Origin of the sequence: Shewanella sp. (assembly GCF_041630135.1) — a bacterium.
Taxonomy (GTDB): Bacteria; Pseudomonadota; Gammaproteobacteria; order Enterobacterales; family Shewanellaceae; genus Shewanella.
Map to the genome: position 1 here is coordinate 15029 of NZ_JBFKLW010000032.1, position 26866 is coordinate 41894.

General features: G+C 51.9%; 24 protein-coding genes and 1 pseudogene. 8 read left to right on the top strand and 17 right to left on the bottom strand.

Translation table 11 applies throughout. The features are described 5' to 3' along the window. Positions 1-49: 49 nt before the first annotated feature. Positions 50-691 (bottom strand): orotate phosphoribosyltransferase, encoded by a 642-nt coding sequence (gene pyrE, locus ABYK60_RS10455; protein ID WP_372871964.1) that lies wholly within the window; start codon positions 689-691, stop codon positions 50-52. Between the two features lie 102 nt (positions 692-793). Continuing rightward, the gene (gene rph / locus ABYK60_RS10460) at positions 794-1507 is read right to left on the bottom strand and encodes a ribonuclease PH (RefSeq protein WP_372871965.1); all 714 of its coding nucleotides are present in this window, start codon (positions 1505-1507) and stop codon (positions 794-796) included. Positions 1508-1749: 242 nt separating this feature from the next. Between rph and ABYK60_RS10465 the strand changes: the two genes are divergently transcribed. Beyond that, the gene (locus ABYK60_RS10465) at positions 1750-2613 is read left to right on the top strand and encodes a YicC/YloC family endoribonuclease (RefSeq protein WP_372871966.1); all 864 of its coding nucleotides are present in this window, start codon (positions 1750-1752) and stop codon (positions 2611-2613) included. Between the two features lie 143 nt (positions 2614-2756). Here ABYK60_RS10465 and ABYK60_RS10470 read toward each other — a convergent pair whose 3' ends face one another. The 7 genes from ABYK60_RS10470 to ABYK60_RS10500 all read right to left on the bottom strand — a co-directional run bounded on the left by ABYK60_RS10470 (position 2757) and on the right by ABYK60_RS10500 (position 9119). Further along, positions 2757-3566, bottom strand: coding sequence for a hypothetical protein (locus ABYK60_RS10470; RefSeq protein WP_372871967.1), 810 nt, complete (start codon positions 3564-3566; stop codon positions 2757-2759). A 47-nt stretch (positions 3567-3613) separates the two neighbouring features. Continuing rightward, positions 3614-4330 (bottom strand): pyrimidine 5'-nucleotidase, encoded by a 717-nt coding sequence (gene yjjG, locus ABYK60_RS10475; protein WP_372871968.1) that lies wholly within the window; start codon positions 4328-4330, stop codon positions 3614-3616. Positions 4331-5076: 746 nt separating this feature from the next. Beyond that, positions 5077-5550, bottom strand: a complete 474-nt coding sequence (locus ABYK60_RS10480; protein WP_372871969.1) for a hypothetical protein — start codon at positions 5548-5550, stop codon at positions 5077-5079. A gap of 99 nt (positions 5551-5649) precedes the next feature. Continuing rightward, positions 5650-6345: a DUF4304 domain-containing protein gene (locus tag ABYK60_RS10485; RefSeq protein ID WP_372871970.1), complete on the bottom strand. Its 696-nt coding sequence runs from the start codon at positions 6343-6345 to the stop codon at positions 5650-5652. A 9-nt stretch (positions 6346-6354) separates the two neighbouring features. Continuing rightward, positions 6355-6825 carry a DUF4274 domain-containing protein gene (locus tag ABYK60_RS10490; protein WP_372871971.1) on the bottom strand — a complete coding sequence of 157 codons (471 nt, stop codon included), beginning with the start codon at positions 6823-6825 and terminating at the stop codon, positions 6355-6357. An 89-nt stretch (positions 6826-6914) separates the two neighbouring features. Next, a complete protein-coding gene (locus ABYK60_RS10495; RefSeq protein ID WP_372871972.1) occupies positions 6915-7577 on the bottom strand; it encodes an Imm43 family immunity protein in 663 nt (220 codons plus the stop codon). A 108-nt stretch (positions 7578-7685) separates the two neighbouring features. Next, on the bottom strand, positions 7686-9119 hold the full coding sequence (locus ABYK60_RS10500; protein WP_372871973.1) for an alanine/glycine:cation symporter family protein: 1434 nt from the start codon (positions 9117-9119) through the stop codon (positions 7686-7688). A 517-nt stretch (positions 9120-9636) separates the two neighbouring features. Here ABYK60_RS10500 and ABYK60_RS10505 point away from each other — a divergent pair. Further along, positions 9637-10251, top strand: a complete 615-nt coding sequence (locus ABYK60_RS10505) for a paraquat-inducible protein A (protein WP_372871974.1) — start codon at positions 9637-9639, stop codon at positions 10249-10251. Positions 10252-11415: 1164 nt separating this feature from the next. Then, positions 11416-12213 (top strand): TdeIII family type II restriction endonuclease, encoded by a 798-nt coding sequence (locus ABYK60_RS10510; protein WP_372871975.1) that lies wholly within the window; start codon positions 11416-11418, stop codon positions 12211-12213. A gap of 572 nt (positions 12214-12785) precedes the next feature. Here the strand turns inward: ABYK60_RS10510 and ABYK60_RS10515 are convergent. Beyond that, positions 12786-14042, bottom strand: coding sequence for a DNA cytosine methyltransferase (locus ABYK60_RS10515; RefSeq protein ID WP_372871976.1), 1257 nt, complete (start codon positions 14040-14042; stop codon positions 12786-12788). A 720-nt stretch (positions 14043-14762) separates the two neighbouring features. On the opposite strand from ABYK60_RS10515, the gene ABYK60_RS10520 reads away from it, so the two are divergent. The 3 genes from ABYK60_RS10520 to ABYK60_RS10530 all read left to right on the top strand — a co-directional run bounded on the left by ABYK60_RS10520 (position 14763) and on the right by ABYK60_RS10530 (position 18362). Next, entirely contained in the window at positions 14763-15047 is a 285-nt protein-coding gene (locus tag ABYK60_RS10520) for a hypothetical protein (RefSeq protein ID WP_372871977.1), read from the top strand. Between the two features lie 69 nt (positions 15048-15116). Further along, entirely contained in the window at positions 15117-15800 is a 684-nt protein-coding gene (locus ABYK60_RS10525; protein WP_372871978.1) for a sulfotransferase, read from the top strand. 198 nt (positions 15801-15998) lie between these two features. Further along, positions 15999-18362, top strand: coding sequence for a hypothetical protein (locus ABYK60_RS10530; RefSeq protein WP_372871979.1), 2364 nt, complete (start codon positions 15999-16001; stop codon positions 18360-18362). A gap of 56 nt (positions 18363-18418) precedes the next feature. Here ABYK60_RS10530 and ABYK60_RS10535 read toward each other — a convergent pair whose 3' ends face one another. The 3 genes from ABYK60_RS10535 to ABYK60_RS10545 all read right to left on the bottom strand — a co-directional run bounded on the left by ABYK60_RS10535 (position 18419) and on the right by ABYK60_RS10545 (position 20909). After that, the gene (locus ABYK60_RS10535) at positions 18419-18634 is read right to left on the bottom strand and encodes a LytTR family DNA-binding domain-containing protein (protein ID WP_372871980.1); all 216 of its coding nucleotides are present in this window, start codon (positions 18632-18634) and stop codon (positions 18419-18421) included. Between the two features lie 244 nt (positions 18635-18878). Continuing rightward, positions 18879-20318: an MFS transporter gene (locus ABYK60_RS10540; protein WP_372871981.1), complete on the bottom strand. Its 1440-nt coding sequence runs from the start codon at positions 20316-20318 to the stop codon at positions 18879-18881. 159 nt (positions 20319-20477) lie between these two features. Further along, positions 20478-20909: an Lrp/AsnC family transcriptional regulator gene (locus tag ABYK60_RS10545; RefSeq protein WP_372871982.1), complete on the bottom strand. Its 432-nt coding sequence runs from the start codon at positions 20907-20909 to the stop codon at positions 20478-20480. A gap of 163 nt (positions 20910-21072) precedes the next feature. On the opposite strand from ABYK60_RS10545, the gene ABYK60_RS10550 reads away from it, so the two are divergent. Both ABYK60_RS10550 and pepT read left to right on the top strand, forming a co-directional pair. Continuing rightward, positions 21073-22122, top strand: a complete 1050-nt coding sequence (locus tag ABYK60_RS10550; protein WP_372871983.1) for an ornithine cyclodeaminase — start codon at positions 21073-21075, stop codon at positions 22120-22122. A 72-nt stretch (positions 22123-22194) separates the two neighbouring features. Next, positions 22195-23508: a peptidase T gene (gene pepT / locus ABYK60_RS10555; protein WP_372871984.1), complete on the top strand. Its 1314-nt coding sequence runs from the start codon at positions 22195-22197 to the stop codon at positions 23506-23508. 110 nt (positions 23509-23618) lie between these two features. Here the strand turns inward: pepT and lgt are convergent, their stop codons facing one another. From lgt to ABYK60_RS10575, 4 genes and pseudogenes are all read right to left on the bottom strand, one after another. Continuing rightward, entirely contained in the window at positions 23619-24377 is a 759-nt protein-coding gene (gene lgt / locus ABYK60_RS10560; protein ID WP_372871985.1) for a prolipoprotein diacylglyceryl transferase, read from the bottom strand. A 68-nt stretch (positions 24378-24445) separates the two neighbouring features. Then, entirely contained in the window at positions 24446-25510 is a 1065-nt protein-coding gene (locus ABYK60_RS10565) for a phosphotransferase enzyme family protein (protein WP_372871986.1), read from the bottom strand. Next, positions 25503-26390 (bottom strand): NDP-sugar synthase, encoded by an 888-nt coding sequence (locus ABYK60_RS10570; protein WP_372871987.1) that lies wholly within the window; start codon positions 26388-26390, stop codon positions 25503-25505. Before ABYK60_RS10570 ends, ABYK60_RS10565 begins: the two co-directional genes overlap by 8 nt. A gap of 57 nt (positions 26391-26447) precedes the next feature. Then, positions 26448-26866, bottom strand: a pseudogene (locus ABYK60_RS10575) (hypothetical protein); the annotation flags it as partial.

Below are 26866 nucleotides of genomic sequence, written 5' to 3' on the forward strand. Positions count from 1 at the left end.
ATAAAAAACGCCGCTGATTGCGGCGTTTTTTATCAATTAGAATTACAGCTTAAATGCCATACTGCTCGCGGTAAGCTCGCACTGAACTCAGCACCTCTTCCATGCCTGGCTTTTCGGCCAGGAAGGCAATCAGGTCTTCCAGCTTGATAATGGCGACAATACCGCAGCCAAAGTCACGCTCCACTTCCTGAATCGCAGACAGCTCGCCCTTGCCCTTCTCCTGACGGTCCAGCGCAATCAGCACTCCGGCAAGCTCAGCGCCATTGGCCTGAATAATTTCCATCGACTCACGGATGGCGGTGCCGGCGGTGATCACATCATCCACGAGCATGACCTTACCCTTAAGCTCGCTGCCCACCAGATTGCCGCCTTCACCGTGATCTTTCTTCTCTTTGCGGTTAAAGCAGTAAGGCATATCCACATCATGATGCTCGGCCAGTGCCACGGCGGTGGTGGTGGCAATCGGGATACCCTTGTAAGCCGGGCCAAACAGCAAATCGTAGTCGATGCCGGCATCCATCAGCGCAGCGGCATAGAAGCGGCCCAGGCGGGCCAGATCACGGCCGGTGTTAAACAGACCTGCATTGAAAAAATAAGGGCTCTTACGGCCGGATTTGAGAGTAAACTCACCGAATCTCAGTACGTTACGCTCGAGAGCAAACTCAATAAATTCGCGCTGATAGGCTTTCACTGTCATTCCTCTATCAAGTGTCTGGCTGCCGAAGCCGCCTTTTTTCTGGGTACAAGGTGGTAAAAAGGCCCCTGTCGGAGCCTTAAAACATCACATCAATTATCAGCTCAGCGCCGCTTTCTGGGTATCGATGATTTCACGAATACCGTGCTTGGCCAGCTCCAACATGGTCAGCAGCTCCTCGTGGCTGAAAGGCTCACCCTCAGCGGTGCCCTGAACTTCGATTATCTTGCCGGTTTCAGTCATCACGACGTTCATATCGGTCTCGGCAGCGCTGTCTTCCACGTATTCAAGGTCACAGATGGCCTCGCCGTTATGAATGCCCACACTCACGGCGGCAATCAAAAACTTAAGTGGGTTGGCCTTGACCAAGCCCTTACCGCGAGCCCAGTTAAGCGCATCCACCAGGGCCACACAGGCACCAGTGATAGCGGCGGTACGGGTGCCGCCATCGGCCTGAATAACGTCACAATCCACCACAATGGTGTTTTCGCCCAGTTGCTTCAAATCCACTGCAGCACGCAGGGCACGTCCAATCAGACGCTGAATTTCCTGAGTACGGCCAGACTGCTTGCCACGGGCAGCTTCACGGTCCATGCGGCTGTGGGTAGAACGCGGTAACATGCCATATTCTGCAGTAAGCCAGCCCTGTCCACTGCCTTTAAGGAAACGTGGTACACCCTCGGTAAAGCTTGCGGTGCAAAGCACCTTGGTTTCACCAAACTCAACCAGCACAGAGCCTTCGGCATGGGCGGTAAAGTTACGGGTGATGCTGATGGGGCGGGTCTGAGCCGATGTGCGGTTACCTGGGCGCATGGTAATTCCTGTGAGGTGAAAACTTTGCTGTAAATTGGCTGCATATTATAGGGCTATGGGCGCTCAGTTGCCATGACCCTTTTGCATGGATAGGTTTAAACACCGCCCAGCAGCTGAAATCTGAGGCCAAAAACTCCCCTTTGCGGCACAAGTCGCGCATCTTCAAACCCGATTCCATGACGCCTTAACAACATCTGGTTATAATGGCGTTTCGACTCAGACGAAAACCAGCCGGAATCCTTATGATCCACAGCATGACCGCCTATGCCCGTATCGAGCATAAAGCCACATGGGGCACCGCCTCCTTCGAAATTCGCTCGGTGAATCAACGCTATCTCGAGACCTACCTGCGCCTGCCAGAACAGCTTCGCAGCCTGGAACCGGCCCTGCGCGAACGCCTGCGCAAACGTCTGAGCCGCGGCAAGGTAGAAGTAAACCTGCGTTACGATCTGGCCAGTGACAACAACAGTGAGCTGAGCATCAATCAGGATCTGGCCCGTCAACTGCTGGGCGCCGCCAACTGGCTTAAGGCCGAAGCTGGCCAGGGCGATATCGCCCTCACCGACATTCTGCGCTGGCCCGGCGTCATCGCCACTGCCGAACAGGATATGGATGCCATCAGCGCCGAATTGCTGGGCGCCTTCGACAAGGCGCTGGATCAGTTTGTCGAAGCCCGTGGCCGTGAAGGCAGCGCCATCAAAGAGATGCTGGAAAGCCGTCTTTGTGCCGTGGAAGGTCAAATTGCCATTGTGCGTGAACATATGCCCAAAATTATGGAATGGCAGCGAGATAAGCTCACCAATCGCCTGTCTGAAGTGCAGGGCGAACTCGACAGCACCCGCATCGAACAGGAAATGGTATTGCTGGCACAAAAGCTTGATGTGGCTGAAGAAATGGACAGGCTTGAAACCCACGTGGCCGAAGCCCGCCGCATCCTCAAGAAAGGTGGCAGCGAAGGTCGCCGCCTCGACTTTATGATGCAGGAGTTCAACCGCGAGTCAAACACTCTTGCCTCCAAGTCCATCAGCACCGAAATCACAGCCGCCGCAGTGGAGCTGAAAGTACTTATTGAGCAAATGCGCGAGCAGATCCAAAACGTGGAATGAGATAGTTTTACGCTTATACAAAACAAAGAGCGCCTTCGGGCGCTCTTTGTTTAATGCTGGTATTAACATCCTTCAATGCGGCTCGCATGAATCATACTCATGCAGTATCTCAACACGCCAATCGGCCCACAGGAAAAACGGTATCAGGGCTGCAGGATATCAGTGACTGAGCACTTAGGATTGATGAACAGTCCTATGGGTGCTTGCAACAGCAGGGATTCTGAAAACTGTAACTGTGATTGCTCATAAGCATTCATTCCACTTATCAGCAAAGCATTGCTGTCGCCGAACGCATAATCCACTCTGCCGTGCTGCAGCATCCTTAAGCCGCCAGTGACATCGTTAACGTATTCCAGGGTCATACCTGCATCAATAAACTGGCGGATAAAGTGGCCATCCACTTTCGAGCGCAATACGGCAACCTTGCCGCCAGCGAGTTCAGACAATGCTTGCCAGACAAAGGGTTCAGGCTGCGCTTTTCGAAATAATCCCAATTGGACTTTCTGGGTGCTTAACACAATGAAGTTCGCCCTATCAGTGACGCTGTCCGGAGGGGGATAAAAAGAGGCACACCAGTCCCCATCGATAATTGTTGCCTGAGCCCTCGCGGTCGGCAAAAAACGGGGGAGGACGGTCAGTTCGGCACCGATGGTGTTCAGATATTGCTGTAACACTTTAAAATTACTGCCGTTATCTGGCTGACTTTGTGTTGTGAATGGCGGGTACTCCACCGCAATCACACTCAAAGAATGCGGCACAGACTTACCCAAAGGTTCTATCCCCCATGCAGGCAGGATAGCCAATCCAAACATAAGCACCGCCACTGCCCCACCTGACACAGCCACAGCTACAGCCCCTGTACAATTCAATATGGCTAAGCGTAATAGGCAATCTTTAAATGCGCGAATGCAGTCCGGATAAGGGAAGTGCCAATGCAATTGAGGATAATGCATCACCCGCTAAAGGTTTCCTCAATCTCACGACTGTGGCAACAGCATCATCAGGGCTTCAGCTTCAGGCTAAGCTCGCTGTAACAACGCACTTCAAAATGGGGCGCTATGGCCGTGTCGTTATCTTTGCCGGAAGGGTTATACCAGCAGGTGTGCAAGCCGGCATTGAGGCCGCCCTGAATGTCGCTCGACAGGGTATCACCCACCATCAGCACCCGCTCACGGGCAGGGTTGCCCATGGCATCCAGCGCATGGTCGAAAATCGCCTTATCGGGCTTGGCCAGGCCCACTTCTTCAGAAATCACCAAGAGTTCAAAGTGATCGGCAAAGCCGGTGCGCTCGAGACGAATGCGCTGCAACTCGGTAAAGCCATTAGTGATAATGCCAAGCCGGTAACGGCCTTTCAGGCTTTCAAGCAGTTCGGGCACCTGGGGCAGCGGCGCACAGATGTCGGCCATGGCCTGCAAAAAGCCCGAGTTCAGTTCACCGGGGGCAACCCCGAGCCGCTCACCCCACTGTGCAAAGCGCTGCTCCTGCAGGGTTTTGGCACTGATCCGCCCATCCTGATACTCAAGCCATAAGGGCTTATTTACCTGCTGATATTCCTCGTAATGGGCCCTGTCGAACTCCACCTCAAAACGGGCAAACAAGCGCTGTAGCCCGGCAAAGGCATCGAAGTGAAACAGAGTTTCATCGGCATCGAATAATACCCAGTCAAAGCTGAGTGGTGAGCAGTTGGACATCACTAATCCTGTAAAATACGGCATCAGGGCGCCCAATTGTATGCCAGTAACGGCATTGGTAAAAGGCAGAAGGCTTTCGGCCACTTACCTTTCATCGCCGGTTGAGATACTTGCCCCCATAAAATGTTAACTCTGCGGCTGATATTGACCATTGTAATCCCCGCCAACCCTGATGAAATCTCGTCAGTATCTCACCATCAAACACTGGGTTCTCAATCAGTATCTGCAAAAACGAAGTAGCAGAGCAAACGAAACTTAATTTAGGAGAGGAGTTTGTGACGACTCAGTCAATCGGGTATGTTTTGCCACTAATGTTCAGAACATGCTTATTCCACACACAGATGACGACCATCTGAGCAACTTTCAGAGGGCTGTCTGAAAAGCAACAGGATCGCCTCCACCGTGATATTGAACTCTGAGGTAATCATGCTGATTTTGCACATTAAAATAGGTTAACTCGGTGGATACCGCCTCTGGCCCAAAGCCAAAAACAATGCCACAGGCGTTGATACAGGGGATGAGTGTCAACTCCATATGGGCGTTGTTGACTAAAAGCATTCCGAACTATAGTCGTTGTTTTTGAAGACGAAGGAATGCTGCTTTCCGACACTCACTCGGCATCTATCGATGCCCGAAGGCAGAACATTCCATAAGCAATAGCATAAATTTCAGTAAATAATGTGTTTAGTCAACAACGCCCTCCATGTGTCTAAACCTTCCTTAAATATAGGTAATTATCTGAGGTTATTACATACTGTTTTTGATCAGACTCAGATTGGCCAAAGGTCCAAAACTTCCTTGGTCACAAGCTGTTCTCCATTAAGAGTCGACAGATAACGATGAAAATCTTTATCCATTTTCCGTTTACGCTTAACCGAGTTCAACCGTTCTATAACATCACAAACTCTAGCAACGCCCTTGTTATCTAATGCATATTTGTTATACACAGGATTAAATAAAGGTTGGAGAGACCTCAACCACTCGTTTTTCGTGCACACAAACTCAAAATCCAAGAGCACACCATCATATTGTAAAATCCAACCCGTTAATATTGGTGCAGAGTGATTCCTAGAGGTTGTAATTTTCTCTTTTACATAGAGATACTCCCCCTTAACATAGGATATAATCCCAAACTCGCTTTCCTTGTCGACAGTAACTTTATCGTCTACACACATCACTATTGGAAATTTAATATTCATTTCCTTGCCTATTCTAACAACCGCAGTCACTTCCGCTTCCCACAAGGTTCAGGCCTTAAGAGATACACCACTGACTGCTACAACCTTCATCCATATAAAAGTTCAGGTCAGGCATAACACATAGCCTGCCTGCAATGACAGCCTTTATTCTTGGCTGCCAGCATCCAAAGCGCGTATATATTCACGAACAAACTCAGCCCTTTTCTCCCAATAGTCACTTGCTGCAACAACCTCTATCAGTTTTTCACTTTCATCCACTTTCCCGACCAAATACAACAATATTGCTATTTCCAACTGCTCTGGCGGAGGAAAATAAGAGCGCCTAAAAGTTTTAGAAAATTCAAGTACAGCTGCCGCTGAATCAACTTTATCTAATTCAGGCAGCAGTATCTGCTCCAGCGCCCGCGACACCTCCTCCCCAACTCCTGCCCGTTGCAACTCGCTTCCAATTGGCCACCACTCGTCATTTCCAAACTGAGAGTCAGGCACATAATTCTTAAGTCGAAATCTTGGAAAACAAAAGACCTCGTTGATAAATTTAGTCATGTCTATTTCGAATGCATGCCCACAGTGTGTATGCAGCACGCCGACATTGATTGTAAAGTACAACTGGTCGAGGCGTTGCTTTTGTATATCAATAACCTGGATGACATCTCCAACAGTTCTATTCCACTTGAGACCCTGTTTCTTGAAGCCATACTTTTTCAAGATTGGCGAGATGAACAACTTGATAAAGTCGTTTAGCATAGGCACCTCCTGCGCCTGATATTCCTCGATGGCAACTGCGGAGCCAATGGAATAACCCGACATGGAGGCTGCAACCTCAGTACTGCGGGCCATGGCATAGAGCTAGTCTTCCATCTCTTCCAGTAGCGCACAGAACTTGTCGTAATACGCCAGTGGTAAGCCCTCCACATAATCTGTCGGCATGGTAATTACCCGGCCCGTGAGCGGCTTTAACATCTCGCTGGACACCAACAAGGCAAAATCTGGATGCGAGTATCTTTCGTCATCGATAGTCCAGTTGTAACCGTCTTGATCGCAAGCCGGATCCATGGCGATGTCGCTGATAGTGTAAAACCCGCTTAAATACTTCTGCTCGTAGACTTCCATCTCCAACGCGCCGCCCATCCAAAATGCCAGTAATATGGTGGCCTTATCTACCTGAGGATGCTCCAAAATCCAATCGAGTAAAAATTCATTGTTATCCCAGTTAGAACTCAACAACGACTGATGAATTTCATCCGCCGTTGCCTGCGCTAAAAACTCGCCCCAAACCTGATTGCGGCAAAACTCTTCCGTATCCATATGTATGATCACTTCCCCTCTTCAAGGCGTAGCAACCGGGTAGGGGGATAGATAACCGCCCGGCCCTCGCGCTCCATTTCGTGTTAACTTATGCCCAGAAGCTATCCCAGCAAGTCATTCAACTCTTCCCTAAGAACCTCTTTCAGGTAAAAGGAGAAAGCCTGCTGCAAGGGCACAAAACGCACCCCCTTAATTCCCACCGCTTCCAACTTCGCCCTGGTCTCGGCGTTACAGACCATGTAGTGGGCAATGTATGCAATGTTAATGAGCTCGAATACATCATATTTTTTGGCTTCAGCGGTTAAGGCAATGTATCCGGTCGGCAGTGGCCAGCCATCTCTGTCCAGCTGGGTTTCGGACTGGGCTTCATCAACAAAAATACGCTCAGGATTTTGCTGTACCCCTTTTAACCAGGAACCAGCATCAAAGGCCAGATAGGTATAATCATGCTCCATTGCCTTGCCCTTCATATACACGGTCAGGGATTTCTGATAATGGGGGGCAAGCCTGAGCCCCTTTAACACCTCTAGCACGGCGGGGCTGACGAGATGCCCATGCTTTTTGCTATAGTCAAAGCGCAGCGGCTGAGTTTTATCAAAATTTAAGTAAATCCGCTCCTGCACTATTTTGGGCACATCCCCTGGAAAATCGTATTCATACCTGTCCTGCTCATCGCCGGGATAGGCGGACAAGGTTCCTTCCAAGAACACAGGTTGATAAGGGCTTTTGTCATCGTTAAACAACATGTAGTAATCGTCTTGCATCGCGTTAATTCCTTTTGCGATTTAATCAGTTGCTAATTCTATGCACAAACTGGCATACGCCCGCCAACAATTGGCTGCATTTATTAGGTGTTTTCACTCCACACTCCATCAGCGCCTGTCGACCGGGTCGTCGCCTCGCATCATCGTATCGCCCTCCACGTGCAGGCGACGGAAGTAGTCTTTGGCGGCGGCCCGCACCCGTGGTGCCAGCAGCAGCGCGGCGGTCATGGTGGGGATGGCCATCAGGCCGTAGGCGCCGTCGATTATGTTGACTATGTCGGTGAGGCTGTTGGTAGCGGCGAACAAAATCGCCAGCAAATACAGATACAAGTACCAGCGCTCGCGCCTTGCGCCAAACAAAAACGCAAAGCATTGGCTGCCGTAAAAAGCCTGGGTAAAGATGGTGGTAATGGCAAAGAAGCTAACACAAACAAGCAAAAGATAAGGTCCCACACCGGGCATGGTGGCCGCAAAGGCGGCACTGGAGAGGCTGATGCCGTTGGCAGCGCCCTGCTGCCACACACCGGAGATAAGTATAATCAGCGCCGTGGCCGTGCACACCAAAAGGGTATCAATGGCGGGGCCGAGCATGGCCACCAGCCCTTCTTTTATTGGCTCCGAAGTTTTGGCGTTGCCGTGCACCATCACCTCTGTGCCTATGCCGGCCTCGTTGGAAAAAGCCGCCCGCTTCACCCCAGTGAGCATGGTGCCCAAAATGCCCCCGGCCACCGACTGCACCGAAAAGGCATCTTCCACTATGCGCCACAGGTGCATGGGCACATCACCAAGGTGGCTTAAAATCACATAAAGCGCGCAGCCGACGTACAGCAGGATCATGGTAGGCACCACCCGAATAGCCACTGCCGCTATCCGCTTAATCCCGCCCAGGATCACCAGTGCCACCAGACTCATAATGGCAAGCCCGAGGCCCAGCTCAAGGTAAAAATGCTCGCCACTGCCCACGGCAACGCCAGTGTCGCCGGGGGATAAAAACAGGTACTCCTTGAGGATTTGCACCAGCTGATTGGTATTGAACAGCGGGAAGTTACCCACCAGCCCCACCAGACAAAAGAACACCGCCAGCGGCTTCCATTTGGCGCCAAGGCCGTGGGTGATGATATACATGGGGCCACCGCGCACCCGCCCGGTTTCATCGGTGCCGCGATACATAATCGCCAGTGAGCAGGTAAAAAACTTGGTGGCCATCCCCACCAGCGCGCTTATCCACATCCAGAAAATGGCGCCCGGACCGCCCGCCACTATCGCCAGCGCCACCCCGCCAATATTGCCCATGCCCACGGTGCCCGCCATGGCACTGGAGAGCGCCCCGGCATGGCTGATATTACCGGCGGCACCTTTTTCGGGGTACTTGCCACTCACTATATCGATGGCGTGTTTTAAATAGCGAAATGGCGCAAGCCCAGAGTAAATAAGGAAAAACAGCCCGCCACCCACCAGCAGAACCAACATGTGTGGCCCCCAGGCAAAGGCGGCAAAACCGGCCGCGGCGGCAGCAAAATCAAAAGAAGTGTCGGCGATCATCTTGTTGAAATTATGTTAACTGTCATTGGACTAACTTATCAGCCTGCGCCCCCGATAGAAAGGGATTCGGGGAATGAGGAATGAGGAATGAGGAATGAGGAATGAGGAATGGTGAATGGTGAATGGGGAATAGGGAATGAGGAATGAGGAATGGGGAATGGGATTGGGGCATTGGGGAATCGGGAACGGTAAATTGGGAGTAAGGGATTAGGGCTTACCTTGCCCGGCCAGCTCGGCTATTATCCGGTCGCCGCAATAGCTGAACTCTGGGCCTGATGCTTCATCCACAACGGCAGCCGTGGCAATACCTCACATGGCCTTCGGGATAAACTTGGGACGGAATACGGAATACGGAATACGGAATACGGATTATACCCAGAGAAAAAACAAAGGGCTGGAAGCATTCAGCCGGCTTTCAGCCCTGATGCTGTAAAACAGCCCTCTTTGCGTTGCCGCCGCCCCCCACTTTACGGCGGCCTATTCCAATGACAATTTGAAGTGACTATTTGGAGTGCGTATGACCTCAAAAAGCAAATGGCCGCAACTGCTGCTGATTTTGATAGCCCTGGCCCTGCTTATCCCCGGCCTCAGCCTGCCGATGCTAAGCCTCGATGGTCAGGCCGATAAATCCCAGTTTGCCCAAACCACCATAGAGCTGATGACCGACGATGGCGACGTGCGCGGTATTCTGGGCTCAATGTCGGCCTTTCTGGGTTTTAATCAACTGCAAGGTCAGGTCGAGATTTACCAGAAAAGCCGCAGCATTATCGGCACCATCACAGACCTGTTCGACAGCGGTAACCTGCTGGTTGGCATACTCATAGGCACCTTCTCGGTGGTTATCCCGACCCTGAAGCTCTTGTCCCAGGCCGTGCTGCTGTTTGTCTCAGGCACCCTCGCCCGCGGCCTTAAGAGCTTTATCGATGCCATCGGCAAGTGGAGCATGGCCGACGTGCTTGTGGTGGCCATCATCGTCAGCTACCTCGCCGGCAACGCCAAGGGCCAGATGGGCGAACTTATCATCATGCACGCCCAATTCGAACCCGGCTTCTGGTACTTCACCGGCTACTGCCTGTTTGCCATCGCATCCAATGTGACGATGGGGCGGCAGATTTCGAAATCTGCCCAATAACGTAAGGCCAAGCTGCGCTTGGCAAAGAACGAGGGTCTTCAACCCACACCCGAGGAAAGGGGGCCGTTTCGACTGGCCCCCTTATCCAATCCCCCTGCGATCCCAAACGAAGCCGAGCACCTTGGCCTAATGGGCTGAAAACGAGCACCGTGACCGACTCGCGTCCTGCTCGACGGTCTCTGCCTCGACGAAGCACATCCATGCACTTCACTCCCAGCTCGGCTATCCTGCCTCGCGCTCGTGAGCTTATCACTTCGCGATACTCGCCCATGTCTCGGCTACGCGCCCAACCCCAACATCCTCAGCGCCACCGACCGGGGAAAGGCAGGTGTAATCTGCAAGTGAGGTGCTATGCCTATCCTGCCTTTTTCCTTTGTTTGTAACTATTGCTGCGGTAGATTTTTTATCGTACGCTGATGCAACCTTTGAATAAAGATTACTTTAAAAACAATACTTAAGCGGCGGCTAAATCAGGCCGCAATAGCAGGGTTGACGTGGCGTACGCCTGTCTTTCGTTTTCGATTGATGGGCAGTACCAGTGGCAAGGAGTTGCTGATGTTAGTCTCCTTTCCTTCCTCATCTTTCTTTCACCTGCTGCCGAAAAGGCTCTGCCGCTGCTGTGCATCGCATCTGTGTTGTTTTGCGATTGAATTTGGCAGGGGTGGCGCTGTGGAATAGCGATGGTTCCTTGCGGTAGCTATATCTGATGGCAGGCAAGCCAAACTGCATGCGGCTGTGTTGTTGTGCCAAGTTGCGCTTGGCAACCCCGCGGGTTTGTTGCTTTGCAAGGGACGGAACATCGAAGCCTTCCAGGCTTCACCGGGGCAAGGGGCTTTGCTCGTCCAAAACCCCTTGCAACCCAAAGGACGCCCCGGACGGTGCCGACAGCCCCTCGAATTTATGATGAAAATAGCTATCGGCACAGACGCTCGTCCATGATTCGACTGAGCCTGCTTCGACATCCATGTCGAAGCCACGCAATTTCCACCAACATTCTTCGGCGGCACCAACGGGGAACAGGCATACTCTGCCATTACTGAGGAAAAGTTTTGCCTGTCCTATCTCTTCTTGGGGATAAGCACCTAACAAGAAAATCCAGGTGACGTCTAGGGCGCACCTGATTTATGCGTTAAGGGAAGAAAATATCAAAATAAGGGTTTAACTGTGGAAAAAGAAGAAGTTAAAAGAATAACTAAAGATACTATCATTGAAAGCATTACAGGTTTTGCAGAAAAATCACTAAAGAAGAAAGCTAAATTTCAAATACTTGACTTAATAATTCCTAGGGAGCGTAAAATAAGATCAATTGTTGGCGGTATGGAGACATCACTGGGAACAACATTGTGGGAGCCTTTAGGAAAAGCACTGGCTAAAGGCAATGGTTTTACTGTTCATGACAAGGATCTCGAATGTCCTTCCAATATGCCCGCTGCGTTAAGTAATTCGCTCCAAGCTATATTAGAGGATAGGTATAGAGATGGCGGTCTCTACAATGCGCAATCTAGCCATGATGAAATAAAAAGAGTCTGCCAAACATTCATAGCGAGGCCAATTCAACAATTTGAACCAGCTCCCTCAGGGAAAGGTGTTGATATTTGGCTAGAAAAAAACGGAACCCATTACTTTTTTGATACTAAGACAGTGCAGCCAAATATAGCAACTCTCAAAGGCTGCCTTTCCCAACTTTTAGGATGGTATTCTTTTTTCTATTCGCGCAACCCAACCGGAAATGCTGTTTCAAGAATAGTATTTCCATACAACCCAAATACTCCAGGAGATTTTTGGAATGGCGCAATAAATAAAGGAAAGCCACTAGAAGCGGATAACGAAGGTTGGGTGGAAGATCAGTTTTGGGATTTTTGCTCTGGTTATATTGGTACCTATAAAGTCATTACTGAGAGCTTCACTGAAATTAGGGATTCCAAAGAACTGGAAAAGGTACTTGATGAGTTGCTAAATTGATCGCAAATAATATTTATATAATGATTGTATTTATTTGCAGTTATAAAAATTACTAAGGTTTGTAGGTAAGTAAATATGACTCCGGAATACTATTAAGTAGCTCCCCCCCGGCTAAGTGTTTCGAAATAAACACTTAGCCGGGGGGGGGGGGATAACGGCATCCTAGTTCCCAAATTAGCCTTAACCATAGTAAAAAAGTATAGGTTAATCAGCCATCAGTGATGGCGTTCCGTTATTAGTTTCAAATGTCTGTAGTATCTCTTATGAACTCTTTTAGTTGAGTAGTTCAACCCAACAGCGTTGAGCAACAACCTGATTATTTATGCAATTTTCAATGTATAGCATGGTCTTTGTCGATATATGCAGTTGGTCGCCATTAGAATAGATGAAATATTCACATAAATATGTGACTTCCGCATATTAATAGTTGTTAAATTGAAAGCAATCTATTTATTTAACTATAGATTTCGAAAACACGAAAAGAGATATTGATATATTTTTTGTAATTAGAGACGGTAGATATGCGGGTGGCGGCTACTAAAAGTAGCCACCTTTCATCAAAAAGTAAGCACCTAGGATTGGGCTATTTTGATATTTTCGATATCATTTAACAGTCTTACAAGGGAACGTCCCAGAGCCGCAGCCATATTGACAGGAACAGCATTTCCTATCTGTCTGTAGGCAGCAGAAAGTGGCCCTTGGAACTCCCAGTTATCAGGAAATGTTTGGATTCGAGCGTATTCCCTGACCTGAAGAGGTCTTGTTTCCCGAGGGTGGCATCTTTCTGTTTGCTTTTGAGCTGGGGAGGTTGTTAGTGTTAAGCTTGGCTCACTCATTGACAAACGTCTAGCCATACCTGTTTTGCCACCACCTAGATGATAACTTCCCTTCATATACTCTCTTTGGAGATCATCAGGTAAGTCTCTCCAGTACCCGCCTTCAGGCACTTGCTCCATGATTTCTCTCTTGTGCTGAGGGTATTGCTGCCCTTCCGATAACGGCACATCAGAATTAAATAACTCCCCTTTTAGAAACGCATCCTTCAAGGTCATTATCTTTTTATATGGAGAAGGCCAATGAAATGTGACATCTTGACTAAGATCTTTTCTGATCCCCACAAGTATCAATCTTTCTCTTTTTTGAGGAACCTTATAAAAAATTGCTTTAACGACTTTGGGTTCAACCAAATCGTAACCCAGTTCGTCAATTACTTTTCGGATTGTGTTTAGAGTTTTACCACCTTCATGGGTCAGTAGTGCTCTAACATTTTCAGCTAAAAATACTTTTGGTTTTAGTTCGTTTATGGCTTTTGCCATCTCATAGAACAAAGTGCCACGAGTATCTTCAAATCCAAGACCTTTACCTGCATAAGAGAAAGCTTGGCATGGAAAACCACCGGTAAGCACGTCTACTTCTTCTCTGATTTCGGAGAAATTGATTTTTGCAATATCTCCCTCCACAACATTCCATTCGGGGCGATTGTGTCTCAAAGTTGCACAGGCATGCCTGTCCATTTCATTTAAGAAAATGCTGTTTAAACCAGCTTGCTCCATGCCGAGAGCTAAGCCTCCCCCACCCGCAAACAACTCCACTAGGTTGTATGTGCGGGCAGGTTTAATACCAAGCTCTTGATCCCATTTGGAAGCTACGATTGAGGCTATCTCAGGATGGTGTGCTACCTGTGAGTGGGGGATCAAATTCGATCCCTTTATTAAAGAGAGCTCTCCCTTCCTGACTCTGGACTCAATAGTTGATTTTGATTGTGAGAGGATGTCAGCTAAAACCTCTAAGCTATACCCGTGTGATTCTTTACTATGGACATCAAACATTTATGACGCTTCCAATTTCTAGTGGCTTTGATACTGATATTATATACAGTGGTTTATTAATGGTCGACCTATACTAACTTTTTTTGGAGATAGTTCCAAAGAAACTTTGAGGATAGCCTGTAGTGGTCAAGTAAACATCAAGATATAGGACGGAAGAAAGACAGAAGAAAGACAGAAGAAAGACAGGACACGCATAACACTTTTGCCGAGGAATACACCAAATCCGACTCGAAGCGGCCGAGGGCGTTGCTGAAAATGGTGTGGCAAGGCATGGCCGTTCACGGGCTTTCTGCCCCTCACGGCATTGGAGCCCTGTCCGGCAGATGCCTGTCAGCACCAGTTAAACAGGGGCGAATGTCGTGAAACGACAAGCTCATGAGCGCGAGGCACGGATAGCCGAGCTGGGATGAATGTATAGGGATGTAAATTCGGGAATCGGTCACGATTGCCGTTTTCAGCCCATAAGGCCAAAGTGCCCGGCTTCGTCGGGGCGGCAAGGGAGATGCAAGAGGGAATTGCTGCTGATTCCCTCTTGCCCGGGTGAAGGCTGGAAGCCTTCGATCTTCACTCGCTTTGCAAGCGACAACAGTCCCCATGCCACAGGCACAACTTTATATGACACCAGAGGCCCAATGTGACTCATAGTCCGTGGCTTATCTTCCCCACTCCCCATACCCTGAACTCATCAACCAACGTTTGAGCTCAAACAGGGGAGCAACCATGGAAATTGAAATCGCGCTTGAAAATGAAATCACGCGGGGCGATTGGCGCATCTACATAGAACCTAATCCGGACAGGTATCGTGGGGGATTCATCTGGTCGATAGTCAAAGACGATGGCATCGGGAACGATGGCGTTTGTGAAAGTGACATTTGGGACGATGGATTAGCTTGGTCAAAAGAGGATGCTGTTAAGGCGGCGCTTGATTCGATAGCCAGATGCGACCCGGCCTTCAGGCTGGAACAGCTTCAACTTAACCGTGGTCAGTTTGACTTGCACAACTAACTCCACCACACTGCCGGCCATTCCCCTATTTCGAATCAGCCAATTAGTGCCAAAGCATCCAATCTGACCATGAGCAAAATCTTCATCATCAGCCTGCCGCGAACCGGCACCACCAGCGTGTGCGTGGCGCTGCTTGAAGCAAAAACCAAGGCCGGACGAGCACCACTCAAGGTGGCACACATGGCCTTTACCCAGGCGAGCTTTGAGGCCGCCGACGCCATTGCCGATGCGCCCGTGTTCAGTGACTATCAAAAACTCGACAAACTCTACCCCGGCAGTAAGTTTGTTTACCTTGAGCGAACAATTGATAGTTGGCTGCCGTCGATGCAGCGATTGCTTGAGCGCATGCTGCCAAAGCTTAACCCAAGCGCCAAGGGCGCGTTTCACCCCCAGCTGCGGCGCAGTTTTAATGAAATATTTGAGCTGAATAAGGCGCTGGCAGGCACAGTGGATATTATGAGCCCGGCGCACCTTGAGCCCTGTTTTACCCGCCACAGGCAAGGGGTAGATGATTATTTCTGTGGCCGCGACGACTTGCTTTACCTTGACCCCTCAGCCACGGGGGCTCTGGCGGCGCTGCACCGATTTTTAGGTCTTGCCGACGTCGCCGAAGACGCCGCTTTTCCGCACCTGAATCAGGCGGGCCGGGTGGCGGCATTTGATGAGTTCAAACATCCCAATAAAATCCCCGCCGAGCTGTCGGGCCCACAGCGGCGTGCCTTTTTCGACTACGCCAGCAGCCGCAAAGGCTGATCCTCGCCATTTGTTCGACCAATCTTTGCTGATTTTCCCTGCGACCTTCGGCTCAGCTTCTACACTTGGTAAGGTTCGAAGCAGCTCAATCACACCGAGGGAGGCAAACTCCCCGGGCAGGCAAGCGCAGCCGGATGAGTGCCCAAAGGCACACGCTTTGACAATCGGAATGACAGCGAACATCAGCGGAGCGAACACATGGATTTCAAAAAACTACTCATTGCCGCCACCCTAGGCTCGGTTTTAACCGCCTGTGGCGGTAGCAACAGCGATACATCATCCCCTCCCACCCTGCCACCACCACCCGCCACTGTTACCCTTGATGGCAAGGTTGCCGACGGCTATCTGGTTGGTGCCAAGGTTTGTCTGGATCTGAATGAAAACAAGATGTGTGACACAGGTGAGCCCAGTGCAACCACTGGGGCAGGCGGCAGCTTCACCATAACCGATGCAACCCAGGAGCAGCTGGAAAGCTTCCCCTTATTGGTGGAAGTGACCGCCGGCACTGTGGATGAAGACACGGGTGAGGCCATTACTAAAGGCTATACCCTGACAGCACCCGTTGGGTACACCTTTGTCAGCCCTCTCACCACCATGGTTCAGGGAACCGTGGAACAGGGCAGCAGCGAAGAAGAGGCGCAAGCCGCCATCAAGGCCTTACTGGGTACGGCCATGGATCTGACTCAGGATTACGTGGCCGCACAAAATGACGACAGCCTCAGCGACGAGCAAAAAGCCGAATACCGGCAACTGCATCAGGTGGCGCAGGTGACCGCCAGAGTGATAGCCAACAATCTGGCGCAAATACAGGCGGCCGCCGATGCCGCGGGTATTTCGGTGGACGACCTTATCTCCCTGATTGTCGATACTGTGGTAAACGCATTGGAAACCATTGTAGACCAGGTGGAGGCCGCCAATAATGCCGGAGGTGAGTTCGATCCCGATGCGATTGCCGGTTCCGATGAAGTTGGAAATGAAGCCTCCGTTTCCGGCGATAACCTTGAAGAACAAGTGGAAATCCTGAAAGCCGAGGCCAGCGCCGCTGCCGCCAATTTGGTAACTGAAGTGAGTGGTGACGGCATTTTCTGGTTTGATGGCGATTACGATGGCGACGGATTATGGCTGGAATACGGCCATGTGAAGTACGACGCCACCAATCAGAGCACCACCGAAGTGTTTTACGAGTTGGTGAACGGCGAGTTTGTGGCCCACAACAGCAATGAGTTTGATACTGACGACTTCATCCTGACCGCTACAGGTTGGCAGGCCACCACAGATGAGTTTGTGATAACCGAGCTCAATGCAGACGGCACCATCACCCTCAGCCACCCGGACTTTCCCCAGCTTGCCGAAACCTTAAGTGCCACCGAGTATGCCCTCAGCGGTCTCAATATCAAGGTGCTGCTGGCCAAGCAAGACAATACCTGGCCCTGGAATAAGGTGATGCCAGCCGATGCCGCTTTCAGCGAAGGCGCCAAAGCCTTTGCCATTAAAGCCAAAACCGCCAGCGACCAATACCGGCTTTACTATTGGGACGACTGCGGCGAAGGCGACATGGTGGGCGGATACTGCAACAGTGTCTGGTCGCGGATGGCCGGCGGCAGCGAAGGCCCTGCCACCAGCCTCAGCGCCCTGATTTCGGCAAGCGCCTCAGATGGCACCTTGGCCAATCTGGTGGGTCCTTATGTGGCCTGGCACGGCGATAAGCAAATCCTTGCCGAACTGATTGAAGGCGGCATGGTGAAGTACCACAAGGTGTATTGGAGCGAAAACGCCAGTACCGGTGAAGCCATGCAATCGGTCATGTTGTATGCCACTGGCGAGTGGCGGCAGCTTACCCAGTCGGGTCAGACGTTAATCCTGATGTCGCTGCCGGAAGATGTGCGCCGCTTTGGCGACCATGAGGATGATGGCGAGCTGCTGCTGGCCGTGCATCAGGGCGCGGTGCGCAGGGGTGAGTTTATCCCCGCAGGCACCGGCGACGATGATGAGGTTATTTTCAATCTGGCAGCCAAAAACGACCTACTGACCCAGCTGGATTTAACCCTGTTCAGTGGTGGCGGCGATAAACCGCAAACCGGCTTCCTGTGTGAAACCGGCGACTCCGAATGGGACGACAGCAGCGACAGTCCTGTCACCTCGACCCTGAAATCCCTGACCCAGTACCGCGCATTGGTAAGCGAATGCCGCAATGGTATGGATGCCATAGCCTTCACCAGCGAGATGTTGGTGGGTTTCCAGTTCAAAGAGTATGACTCTGACGGCACCCTCGAAACCCTGATTGTGTTCAACGCTGAAGGCGGCAACTTTACCGATTATCACGAAGATCCGGTGGAGACCACAGATTTCACCTGGAGCATCAGCGAGATGGGCGAGGTAGTCGTGGAAGTAGCCGACGGCAATGGTGGCGTGGCAATGCGCGCCTACCTCAGCGTCATCCGTAAGGACGGCGACTATTACTCCATGAAGGGCTACAGCGAAGAGGCAGAGTGGTCGCAGATGGACGGCAGTGCCGGTGAAGTATGGAGCGACAAATGGCAGCGAATGGCTCAGGCCAATTAACCCACTGAGCTCTGGCTCTGTAAGTGTTAAAGCCCGGCAGTGCCGGGCTTTTTTGTTTACCAAACCTGCGACAGCCCAGCCTTATAGGCCTGACCAATCCGGAGTTTCACACCGGATTTCAGGGTCAGCTGCTGGCTGCCACGCCCGCCGATCTGCGCCACATTCACTGCAAAGGATTTATGGATCTGCACGAAGCGGCCATTGGGCAGCCGCCCCAGCAACTGCTTTAAAGTACTGGCCGTGAGCTGGGCAACGACTTGCCGCTGATCCACGCCCTCTCATCCCATCAGCAGTATTCGGCAGCAACAGTTGCCTTTGCCGGTTTGCGGTCGGCCATGGGGGATGAGCCGATTCTGGCAACCCTGCGTTCGCTGTGGCAGAACCATGGGTACCCCAGGCCACCCGCACGGGCTGAAGACTTTGTGGCCGAACTTATCCGTCAGCGACCTGAGCACAGGGATTTGATTACCCAACTGTTCTTAATGCCAACTGGGGGGGACGCCCGGGCGCAGACAGTCACGGTTGGCGCGAATCAGACGACCCGTCGCGGCGCTTTCGCACCACGGTAAGAAAGTCCAGCGCCACGCCGCTGATGGCGTTAAAGCCGCGGATGCGAAACACCAGCCTTAATAGATCAGGCCGAGGGCGCACTTTAGGCTCAACTGAACGGGGAATAAACCACAGTGTCACCAGGGTGCGCAGCACGGTAGACACTATAAACACGACAAAAATAGGGCTGCCCAACTGCCAGCCTGTGAAGCTTAAAAAATCGGCAGCCTGGGTGGCGATGGCCCCCCCCACCATGGCTCCAATAAACACCAAGGCGGCACTTAACGCCGATTGCACCGCAGCATAGGTGGCAAAGTCGGAACGAAACGGCCGAATGTCGTACAGGTAATTGGCGGTGCTTAAGGTAAAACCACTCCAGGCAAAACCGGAGAATGCCTGAATAGCCAAAATATAGCTGTAGTCATCTGAAAACAGCCACAGCAAGGGCAAACTCGGGATAAGGCTGGAGGTGATGATCATGACCAGCCGGTTGCCATAAAGATCGCTGAAACGCCCCCAAAATCTTAAGCTGACAAACTGGGTAACAATAGATGCCACACTGACCAGCACAAATTCCAGATAACTGAAGTGCAGCTCTTCGAGCATGTATACCGCGAAAAACGGTGCCGAGATGGCCACCATTGCCTGCATACCGGCCACAAACATACTGAACTGACGGAAGGTTTGGTCTTTCCAGGCTTCACGGAAATTCTTCAGGGTGCGGACAAACACACCGGGGCTGCGAACTTCCATTGGCTCGGGGTCGTGCATTTGCCAAAGCAGCCAGGCCGACACCCAGCGCCCCATGGCGGCAATTGAAAACAGCAAGCTGAAACCCAGCCACGCCATACCTGCGCTGTCACACACACTGAGAATGCTGCCACCGAGGAAAAACACCGTCAGCGACGACGCCATTGTCAGCCTGGTGCGGGCGGCAAAAAAAGCCCCCCGGCGACGGGGTGGCACCACGGTTCCCATCCAGGCACGCCAGTGAGGCTGGATAAGATTAATAAAGCCGTGATAGAGCGCCGCCAGCGCAATAAACAGCCAGACCCCCTGCTCAGGACGAAATGCCGCCAGTGCGCCCATGGCCAGCACCACCAAGGCCTGCAATACTGCGCACACTGTAATAAAGCCTTTACGGGCAAAATGGCTGGCAAGCCAGACGGACAAAAGCTGGGAGACAGCACCAAACAATTGCGGCAAGCCGCTGACCCAGGCCATTTGCCCCAGGGTTGCGCCTAAAAATATCGCGAAAGCGTTGAAGAAATTATCGGAGGTGGCCGTCATGGCCGATGAGGCAACGGCCTCTTGCTGGGAACGCTTCAGGGTACACCGGAGCCACAGATTTCTGCTGGCACGGGCGTTACAAGGTGACGCTGCAACGGCATCAACTGAAGCATTCATTGACGATAAGCCCATATGAACCTAAGGGGTATTAAGGTGCAGATTATGGCCCAAAGCTTCGGCCAACACCAGCCAGCCGGTAAAATGCCAGGCCAGCGCCAACGCGAATCACCATAGCCCCATAGCCAACTCCCAGGCTGCATTACGCCAACACCACCACTAAACACTGTCGAGCAGTAGGTTGGTCTCGGTTTGCACTATACCTTTGAGTAAACGTATCTCGCCCAACAAGGCATTCAACACCGGCAGCGATTCGGCGCGGATCTCCGCTATCAGGTCCCAATGGCCGGTGGTGTGGTGGATGACAATAATTTCCGGGTAGCGTTGCAATTGCTTGATTACAGCTGGCTCGCTTTTGGCCTCGACCGAGATATTCATCAACAACCTGATGGGGTGAGATTCGGTTCCCGGCTTGAGCTTGAGGGTATAGCCCAAAATCACCCCCGATTGCTCCAGTCGGTTCAGCCGATTCTGCGCCGTCGGACGCGATACCCCCAGTTTTTTGGCGATGTCCACCATGGGCATACGGGCATCAGCCCTGAGCAAGGCGATCAGCTGCCGATCCTTCTCATCCAGATTGTCATTTGCCATCAATTTTATCGTCTGCTTCAATGCTACTTTTCAATAAGAAAATAGTGCCTGACATTTTGTAAAATACAACTGACAGAATGAACACTTTGTTAGCTGTTGGTTATCATCGGCCTGGCGTAGCATAGTCATCACTAAGAACAACAAACAAAATAGGGAAACAGTGATGACACTCTTTGTGGATGTATCCGACTTGGGCCGACTGGTGAATCACTTAGGGGTAGGCGGGTTTATGGCCGGCTTGCTCGATTATCTGGAACAGGATTTTTGCCGCTGGCAGGCATTTGATAAATCTGCACGCACGGCCGCCCACTCGGATGTGGGGGTGATAGAACTCATGCCCATTGCCGATGAACAAGGCTATGGCTTCAAATATGTCAATGGCCATCCGGGCAATCCGGCACAGGGACTGCCAACCGTAATGGCCTTTGGTGCCTTGGCCGATATGACCACTGGCTATCCCAGACTGCTGTCTGAGCTGACGCTGGCCACCGCGCTGCGCACCGCCGTCACATCGGCCATGGCCGCCAGAGCGCTGGCTCGGGAAGACTCACGCATCATGGCCATGATTGGCTGTGGTGCCCAAAGTGAGTTTCAGGCGATTGCCTTCCACACCCTGATGGGGATTAATGAACTGCGGGTGTTTGACATTGATAACGCTGCCATGGCCAAACTGGCGCGCCACCTTCAGGCCTTCCCCTCCTTGAAGCTAACGCTGTGCACGTCGGCGAAAGATTGCGTACAGGGAGCCGACATAGTGACCACAGTCACCGCCGACAAGACCAAGGCCACCATACTCACGGCCGATATGATTGCCCCCGGCATGCATATCAACGGTGTCGGTGGCGATTGTCCGGGCAAGACAGAGCTGGCCGTCGAGGTGCTTCACGCCGCCAAGATCTTTGTTGAACATGAGCCACAGACCCGAATTGAGGGTGATATTCAACAGTTGGCGGCCGACCACCCTGTGCATCCACTGTGGGCCGTTATCGCCAAAGGACAAACAGGGCGCGATCACCGCGAGCAGATCACCCTGTTCGACTCGGTCGGGTTTGCGCTGGAAGATTACTCAACCCTGCGTTTCATTTACGACATGGCGACCAAACTGGGTCTTGGGCAGCCACTGGAACTGATCCCCAGCTTGACCGACCCCAAAGATCTCTACGGCCGCATCATTGGTGAGGCCAATGTGAGTCTGCTCAGAAAGATGGCCTGACGTTATACTCAGTGCTACCTGATAACAGCGGCAGGTTTGGCCGCGCAACTTAAATTTCCCCCAGGACAGCCAATGATGAAAAGAAATACGCTGAGATCTGTCTGCTGTGGCCTGAGCCTGCTGCTGCCAGTCGCAGCCACCCATGCCGCCGCCCCAGAAGAAACAGTCGTCAGTCGCTTTCTGCGCTATGTGCAGATAGACAGCCAATCCAGCGAACACAGTAACACCGTGCCCACCACAGAAACCCAGCGGGAATTTGCCAGACAATTGGCAAACGAACTGACTGCCATGGGTGTCAATGACGTGCGCCTGAGTGAATACGGCTTTGTCTACGCCCTACTGCCAAGCAACCAACCCAAAGATAAGCACATCCAAGCGTTCGGCCTAATAGCCCATTTGGATACCTCGTCTGACGCCCCCGGCCGTGGCGTTAAACCCATGATCCACAAAAACTATCAGGGTGGCGATCTGGTACTGCCTGCCGACCCCACTCAGGTGATCCCCGCCGCAGATCTGAGCCGGCTTATCGGGGATGACATCATCACCGCTGACGGCACCACCCTGCTGGGTTCGGATGATAAGGCCGGCGTTGCGGCCATCATGACTCTGGTCGACATACTGCTTAAAGACCCGAGCATTCCCCATGGCGATATTGCCATCGCCTTCACTCCCGATGAAGAGACCAGCGTCGGCATAGAGAAGTTCGATGTGGCCAATTTTGGCGCCAAGATTGCCTACACGGTCGACGGTGGTGAGCTGGGGGAAATAACCAATGAAACCTGGAGCGCCCGAGAGGCTCACATCCGCTTCCTGGGTAAGAGCGCCCATCCCGGCTCGGCCAAGGGTGCCATGGTCAACTCAGCCTATGCACTGGCGGAGTTTGTCGCTGCCATCCCGGTGGACATCCGTCCCGAGAACACCGAGGACCGTCAGGGTTTTATTCATCCAGAAGGCGCAACAATGAGCACTGCAGAATCAAGCCTGCATTTACTTCTGCGTGATTTTACCGAAGCAGGCCTGGACGCTCAGGCTGACTTAATTGGCAAGCTGGGTGCAGCCGTTGAACAGAAGTACCCCGGTATTAAAGTGGAAATAGACATTGCCAAGAACTACAGCAACATGGTCCAGGTACTCAGGGAGTATCCAGAACTGATAGACAACGCCAAGCTTGCCGCCAAACGCGCAGGCGTGACCGCCTTCACCAGTGCCTCCCGTGGCGGCACCGACGGATCCAGTCTTTCATTCATGGGCCTGCCTTGTCCGGACATCTTCACCGGTGGCCATAACTTCCACAGCAAGCTGGAATTCAACTCCCGCCAAGGCCTGGAAAAAACCACTGACACCCTAATCAATCTGGCAAAAGTGTTCGTAGAACAAGGCAAGTAATCAAGTGACTGTCTCACCGGCGGGCTATCAATCCAGCCCGCCAAATCTGTGGGACGCTACAGGAAAAAGATACAGGCAAACTGGCCGGTCTCGACAAAAATTATCCTGCTTTAGCGATTTACCGGGCGCAGCCACAGCCAAATACCAACCAGAATAAAGGGCACGCTGAGGATTTGCCCGACGGTGAGAGGCAGTGACGGAATGTAGCTGGCCTGCTCAGGTTTAACCATTTCCACCAGCATACGAATAACGAACACACCGATAAGGAAGCCACCAAAGAGCTTGCCCTGTGCCGCCAACAGCGAACGGCGCAATTGCCACAACACCAGCGCCATCAGCAGGTAACCCATGGCTTCGTACAACTGTGCCGGATGCCTGGGCAGCATGTCGACCCGCTCAAAAATCACCGCCCAAGGGCCTTCGGTCACCTTGCCGTATATTTCGGAGTTCATCAGATTGCCCATGCGGACACATACGGCAAACACCAATGTAGGCAAGGCAAGGTAGTCGAGCAAATACATCAGCTTCAGATTGTTTTTCCTGGCTACCCACATCACTCCCAGTATCGCTCCCAAGCCACCGCCGTGGCTGGCAAGCCCACCTTTCCAGATATAAAGAATCTCCAGGGGATGGGCGAGATAAAAGTCAGGCTCATAGGCCAGACAATGCATCAGACGCGCGCCCACGATAATACCGATGAACACAGGGAAAAACAGTTCATCCACCAGACCGGTATTTTGTCTGGACTCGCCCAGCATCCGCTTGAGCAAAGCCGCCCCACCCCAGATACCACAGGCAAACAGCAAGCCATACCAGTGAAGACTGATAGCGCCAAATTGAAACAATATGGGGTCTACATTCCAGTTCATAAATTCGGATCTCTTTTGGTAATGGGTAACCTGACAACAAAACACCGCCCCAGGGGCGGTGCAGTCAGCTAGCCGATGTAGGATTTAAGCCTGTCAGCCTGAGAAAGTAAACTTTGATAAAGGGTAAACTGATTGGCGGCACGATCCAAATTATGTCCCTCTCGGTGCACATGGAAATACAGATCACCATTGAGATGGTCTGTGAGGAAACGAATACCAATCATCAGGCACATGATACGGGCTCCCAGCCACAGACTTTCGCGCTCAACCGCTTCCAGCACATCGCCAAGCTCAGCCAGATAGCCACGGCAGATAGCAGCGAATATCTCTGGCCGCACCTGTACTTTGTCAAGCTCAGTACTGTCTTCGGCTTCCGGAGAGGTGAAAGTACGCACCATATCACCGAAATCATACATTAAATGGCCCTTCATACAGGTATCCAAATCGATGACGGCCAGAGCAGAGTCATCACGCTTATCAAAAAGCATGTTATTGATTTTGGTGTCGTTATGACAAACCCGCAGCGGCAGTTTTGGCTCAAGTTCGGCCAGCTCTGCCAGTAAGTCCCTTTGGCTCAACGCAAAATCAACCCACCGGCGGCAATCTGCGAGTCGACCCGCCTTATCTTCCGCCACAGCGGTTTCCAATGCAGCAATACGCCCGGGGAGAAAGTGAAACTTGGGGATCACATCACCAATACGGGTAGCGTCGAAGTCGCACAAGGCACGGGCAAAATGCCCAAAGGCACGGGCAGCCTGCTCGGCCTGCGCTTCGCTGCCAACCACATCAATACTGTCGGAATGCTTCAGATAGCGAATAGCCCGCCAGAAACCATCCTCACCCAAATCAATTGCCAACTCGCCTTCGGCAGTTGTTTTTGGGCTGACCACTTTAAGGCCGTAATCCATGCCCTCTTTTTCGACCAGATGCCCGCTGATTAAGTCGGCATTCTCAACCAGGATCCAGGGGGTGGCAAACACAGTCGTATTCAAACGCTGCAACACCATATTGCCGTCATCCCAGCTGACCAAAAAGGTGTCGTTAATATGGCCGTTACCCAAAGGGGAAACCTTGGCAGCTTTGCCTTCCAATCCATAGTGAGGCAGAACCCGCTGCCGGATAAGTTCAATCACGCAATAACTCCATCAATCTTGTTCTGACCCGGGGGGCATCCTCGGCATAGGTAACTCCCAGCCATTCTCCCCGGGCGGTTTCTACCCGAACCTTTTGTCCCTGCTCAATACAGGTTTGTACTACATCAGGAAGATAACATTCCTGCCGGGCAGATGGCGATGCCAATAAAAAGGATATTAACGCCTGTTGCAACATATTGACAACGCTGTCATCAAATCCCCACAGGGTCATGGAAACAGGTACACTGCCATCAAGCGGTTTGACTGCGCCATTATGGCTGCCACAAATCCCACTAACCGATTGCTTAATATCAGTAAATTCTTCAATCCGCCGTAAAAAGCCCTGTTCGACCTCGCATATGCCACGATTTACGCCGCCGTGCTCTGACAGGGTCGCCGACAATGGGTAGCCGACCATCAGCCAACCACCCTGCTTCAGCCCCGCAGCCATGGCGGAAAAGGCAAAGTCACCATAAAAGTCATCGGCAGTTATCACCGCAAAGGGGCCGCTGAAATGCTCACGGGCGCAATAGAGCGCATGAGCCGTGCCCCAGGGCTTTTGACGTCCTTCGAGCAGGCCCGGGATTAATCCGGCCGCTACCGGTAAATCATCGGGACGCTGATGGCAAAAAGTGATGGGAAAGTGGGACGGCAAAGAGCGGGCCAGGCGCCCCGTCAGCAATAGTTCAAGCTCGGGACGGATCACCAACACGGCGCGACTAAAACCTGCGCGAATGGCACTTAGCAGCGACAATTCCAGCATGGTCTCGCCATCGGGGCCAATCTCTGCCAGCTGCTTGTCGCCACCAAAACGACTGCCAAGTCCTGCGGCAAGTATCACCAATGTCAGTTCCGCCATAAACGCCTTTTTGCCGTCCATCACCACACGAAGCCCGAGAGTTTACTGCATGGTCTTTTACCTGAGCCAGCAGATTAATCAGGGAACCAGCAATTCACTCAGGCGTTCATTGCCTTCGAGCAAGGCCTGGCTGCCCTTCAGGCTGAATCCCTGACCACAAAGCTGCACATTTCCCCTGAAGGCGATATCACGCACAATCGCCTGAGTATCGAGCGGCGAAAAGCGAGCCTCTCTTCGGGCTCCCGCGGCTGTAACCTCCACCGGCCGGTAGCGGTTACCGTTGTTGAACAGCAGACTGGCACAATGACGCTCGCCCTCGGCGGTAGCCAATGACCAAATTATGCCACTCTGACTGCTGCCTGAGTGCCAGCTCAGAATAAGTGTTTCACTCTCCAATGCCAGTTCCAAACCGGACTCAAGCCGTATGACTGTTTGGGCTGTGACGGCTTGAGGGCTGTTCGTCGGCTCGCCGGGCGTATCCGTGTTATTGCCCAGAC